The sequence below is a fragment of the Ideonella sp. P3_A4 genome (assembly GCF_056403075.1).
On record NZ_JBFUGE010000542.1, the window covers coordinates 1 to 4,083 of the forward strand.

Below are 4,083 nucleotides of genomic sequence, written 5' to 3' on the forward strand. Positions count from 1 at the left end.
GGCCACGCCGGTGCAGCGCCAAGGCGGCACCGAACGCCATCTGGTCGTTGGCCGCGAAGATGGCGGTGAAAGGCGCGCCCGAGGCGAGCAAGCGCTCGATGGCTTGCAGGCCGCCTTCTTCCTGGTAGTTGCCGGCCAGCAGCAGGGCCTCGTCGACCTTCACGCCGTGGGCGGCGAGGGCCTGGCGGTAGCCGCGCTCGCGCTGCGCTGAATCGGGGTGCAATGGGTCGCCGCCAATGAAGGCGATGCGCTTGTGGCCCAGCTCCAGCAGGTGCTCGGTCGCCAGGCGCGCGCCGTGCAGGTCGTCGAAATTGAGTGAATAGACACCCGGCGCGCTCAGGTCGCGGCCGGTCACGACGATGGGCAGTTGACGCGCGAGGTTTTTCAGTGCGCCGTCGCTCGTGCGGCCGGTCAGCACGATCAGGCCGTCGACCCGGCGCGAGCGCATCACTTCGATGCAGCGGGTCTCGGCAGCGGCGTCCCAGTGGCCGCTGATGAACAGCGGGCTGTAGCCGGCGGTGACCAGCGTGTCTTCGATACCGCGGTGGGCGCCGCCATAGAAGGGCGAATCGATCGCCTGCGTGACCACGCCCACGCTGAGGGTGYGGCCGCCGGCCAGGCCGCGCGCCACCGGGTTGGGCACGAAGCCCAGTTCCTTGATCGCGTCGTCGACCGCCTTCTTCTTGTCATCGCTGACCACCGCGGTGCCATTCAAGATGCGCGACACGGTGCTGGGCGAAACGCCCGCGCGGTCTGCTACCTGTTGCAGGGTGACGGCGCCAGAGTGCCCGTCTCCGGCCGTGCTGGCGCGGGTGTTGCGCCGGGGTGCGGTCTTGGAGCTGGTCGACAAGGGTGGTGCTTTCGATTGCGACAAAGGGCCGAGTGTAAGACGCAGCTGCAAGCGCTTGCAGTTGCGCGTCGGTTTTACATGCCGAAGCGAAGAATTCGCATTGTGAAAAGTCAGTCTGCTGCATCGCAGCAGTTTTTTCCACTATGAAATCAAGACTCTCGCATTGCGAAATGGCTTCTGTAAGTCATTGATTTGTCGTGAAATACTTTTGTGTCTTATATAAGACATAAGTCTCCCCAAACGCTGGCGGTCGGCGTACGCTTGAGCCCAAGCAAGGTCTTCAACACCCCATCGTTTTCACCCAAGGAGCCCCGACATGACCCGACTGACCCGCGAACAACAAATCGCCGCCCTCGAGAAGGACTGGGCCGAGAACCCTCGCTGGAAGGGCATCAAGCGCGGCTACACCGCGGCTGACGTGGTTCGCCTGCGCGGTTCGCTGAAGATCGAACACACGCTGGCCCAGCGCGGCGCCGAGAAGCTGTGGAACCTGGTCAACACCGAGCCCTTCATCAAYGCGCTGGGCGCGCTGACCGGCAACCAGGCCATGCAGCAGGTCAAGGCCGGCCTGAAGGCCATCTACCTGTCGGGCTGGCAAGTCGCCGGTGACGCCAACAGCAACGGCGAGATGTACCCCGACCAGTCGCTGTACTCGGTGGACTCGGTGCCGAAGGTCGTCAAGAAGATCAACGCCACGTTCGCCCGCGCCGACCAGATCCAGTGGTCTGAAGGCAAGGACGACATGGACTTCTATGCGCCGATCGTGGCCGATGCCGAAGCCGGTTTCGGCGGCGTGCTGAACGCGTTCGAGCTGATGAAGGCCATGATCGAAGCGGGCGCCGCCGGCGTGCACTTCGAAGACCAGCTGGCCGCTGCCAAGAAGTGCGGCCACATGGGTGGCAAGGTGCTGGTGCCGACGCGTGAAGCCGTGGCCAAGCTGGTCGCGGCCCGTCTGGCCGCTGACGTGATGGGCACGCCCACCGTGCTGCTGGCCCGCACCGACGCCGAAGCTGGCGACCTGGTGACCAGCGACATCGACGAAAACGACAAGCCCTTCTGCACCGGTGAGCGCACTGTCGAAGGCTTCTTCCGCACCAAGAACGGCCTCGACCAGGCCATCAGCCGCGGCCTGGCTTACGCGCCTTACGCCGACATGATCTGGTGCGAAACCGGCAAGCCCGACCTGGCCTTCGCCAAGGCCTTCGCCGAAGCCATCCACGCCAAGTTCCCGGGCAAGCTGCTGGCCTACAACTGCTCGCCGTCGTTCAACTGGAAGAAGAACCTCGACGACGCGACGATCGCCAAGTTCCAGCGCGAGCTGGGCGCGATGGGCTACAAGTTCCAGTTCATCACGCTGGCCGGCTTCCACAGCCTGAACTACTCGATGTTCAACCTGGCCTACGGCTATGCGCGCAACAACATGAGCGCCTTCGTCGAGCTGCAAGAAGCCGAGTTCGCCGCTGCCGAGAAGGGCTTCACCGCCGTGAAGCACCAGCGCGAAGTGGGCACCGGTTACTTCGACGCCGTGACCACCACGATCGAGCGCGATGCTTCGACCGCCGCGCTGAAGGGCTCGACCGAAGACGAACAGTTCTTCGACGCCAAGCACGGTTAAGCACCGCTTCGCCGGTCGACGTGCCCGGGTGGCCGAAAGGCCCCCGGGCATTTTTATTGCCAGCCTTCAGCAATTCGGGTAGCTTGCGTCCATCGGGGGTATGCGTGAACGGCACTGTCCACGACGACAACGAATCGGCCATCCTGCCTTCGCAGCTGTGCATCGGGATGTACGTTCACCTCGACATCCCGTGGATGGACCATCCGTTCACGTTCTCCAGCTTCAAGATCAAGAGCCTCGAGCAGATCGAGCTGATCCAGTCGCTGGGCTTGAAACGCTTGCGCTATGCGCCAGCCAAGAGCGACAGCGAACCGCTGCCTCACTCCGACACCGCTGCAGCCGCGGCCACGGTGCCCGAGGCGCCACCGCCGCCCACTCATGACAGCCCGGCCTTCCAGGCCAAGCGCGCGCGGCTGGAGCGCCTGGCACTGCACCGTGAGCGTGTGGTGGCCTGCGAACGCCAACTGCTCAGCAATGCGCACACGCTGAGATCGATGCAGCAGAACCTGTTCTCCCGCCCCGAGCAGACCTACAAGGACGCTTCGCTGTTGGTCGAGTCGATGGCCGATTCGATGCTGATGGATGCCGACATCGCCATCCACCTGATGGCCGACAAGCTCGGCAACGACGAGGTCTACCACCACTCGCTCAACGTCACCTTGCTGTCGATGATGCTGGCCAAGGAGATGCAGGCGCCGGCGCACGGCATCCGCCTGCTGGGCATGGGGGCGCTGTTCCACGACATCGGCAAGGTGGACATTCCCGATCGCATCCTGCGCAAGACCGAGCCGTTGACCAAGCCCGAGCTGGGGCTGTTGCACACGCATTGCGCCGCCGGTGTGGAGATCGGCAAGAAGCTGAACCTCACGACCGAGGCGCTGCAGGTCATCGCGCAGCACCACGAGCACGTCGACGGAACGGGTTACCCGCGCAAGCTGCAGGGCGCGCAGATGTCGCTGTTGGCGCGCATCGTTGCCGTCACCAACGTCTACGACAACCTTTGCAACCCGACCAACCCGRCCAAGGCGATGACGCCGCATGAGGCGCTGTCGACGATGTACGGCCAGCAGCGCTCGCACTTCGATGCGGTGGCGATGAACACCTTCATCCGTTGCATGGGCATCTACCCGCCGGGCACGGTGGTGATGCTGTCCAACGGCACGCTGGCGATGGTGGTGTCGATCAACAGCACTCGGCCGCTCAAGCCCACGGTGATGGTCTACGACCCGGCCGTGCCGCGCRAAGAGGCCATCCTGGCCGATCTGGAGCAGGAGCCTGACGTGAGCATCAGCAAGACGATGCGGCCCCAGCACCTCTCGCCTTCGGCGCTGGAGTACCTCAACCCGCGTCGGCGCATGACCTATTACTTCGACACCAGCCCGGGCAAGCCGGGCGCCTGAGCGACCGCAGCCTTGCGGCGCATCCCTGGCGGCGAGGTGGTGTTTTCACGAGCGGCGCTGGGCTGCATACTCAGGGCCCATGGCCGCCGCCGAGCACGACGCTGTCCAAGCCCACCCGCGCAGCAAGAAAGCCGCGCTGGACGACGCGCGTGTGATGGTCGAGGCGGCGAGGGCGGCTCGCGTCGCCGGGCAGCACCGGTTGGGCGTGGAGCACGCAA

3 protein-coding genes are annotated in these 4,083 nt (G+C 64.7%); 2 read left to right on the forward strand and 1 reads right to left on the reverse strand.

Annotated features, from left to right (window positions below):
- Positions 1-850: LacI family DNA-binding transcriptional regulator (locus AC1DYI_RS28545; protein WP_477207503.1), on the reverse strand; the 850-nt coding region annotated here is incomplete at its 3' end.
- A 316-nt stretch (positions 851-1,166) separates the two neighbouring features.
- Between AC1DYI_RS28545 and aceA the strand changes: the two genes are divergently transcribed.
- Entirely contained in the window at positions 1,167-2,465 is a 1,299-nt protein-coding gene (aceA, locus tag AC1DYI_RS28550) for an isocitrate lyase (RefSeq protein ID WP_477207504.1), read from the forward strand.
- A gap of 104 nt (positions 2,466-2,569) precedes the next feature.
- Entirely contained in the window at positions 2,570-3,865 is a 1,296-nt protein-coding gene (locus tag AC1DYI_RS28555) for an HD-GYP domain-containing protein (protein ID WP_477207505.1), read from the forward strand.
- Positions 3,866-4,083 lie beyond the last annotated feature (218 nt).